General features: G+C 45.7%; 1 protein-coding gene. It reads left to right on the top strand.

Annotation, left to right across the window (positions count from 1 at the left end):
- The coding region (gene tnpC / locus LB467_RS19610; protein ID WP_224475664.1) for an IS66 family transposase at positions 1-582 on the top strand (582 nt) is incomplete at both ends.

Here is a 582-nt window from a genome sequence, read left to right as displayed (position 1 = left end):
ATCCTGCTAAAAAAGGAAAAACACATCAAGGTTATTATTGGGTACATCATTGTCCCATAGATGGTACCGTACTCTTTGATTATCAGCCCGGGCGTAGCCGTGAGGCTGCCGATCATGTATTGGCCGGGTTTAAAGGCTACCTTCAAAGTGATGGCTATGCGGCATATGATAAAATCGGCAAGCGTGAAGGGGTTACCCACCTGAACTGCTGGGCCCACGCCAGAAGGGAATTTGATAAAGCAAAGGATAATGATAGGGAGCGTGCTGAAAAAGCATTAAGCTTTATCCAGAAACTCTACGCGGTGGAAGCCCAGGCACGAGAGCAAAACTTAAGCCCGCAGCAGCGTAAATCTCTGCGCCTGGAAAAAGCACTGCCCGTTATTAATGAATTTGGAAAATGGATGTTCGATCAGATGAAACATCAACTGATTCTTCCAAAGAGTCCTATCGGAAAGGCCTTCAAGTATTCTATGGATCGTTGGGACCAGCTGAGCGCCTATCTTTTTGATGGTATTCTGGAGATCGATAATAATTTAGTGGAGAATGCCATCAGGCCATTGGCCCTGGGTAGAAAAAATTACC

The sequence above is a fragment of the Salegentibacter tibetensis genome (genome assembly GCF_020164485.1).
GTDB classification, from domain to species: Bacteria; Bacteroidota; Bacteroidia; order Flavobacteriales; family Flavobacteriaceae; genus Salegentibacter; species Salegentibacter tibetensis.
This window is presented reverse-complemented; position numbering and strand designations above follow the sequence as displayed.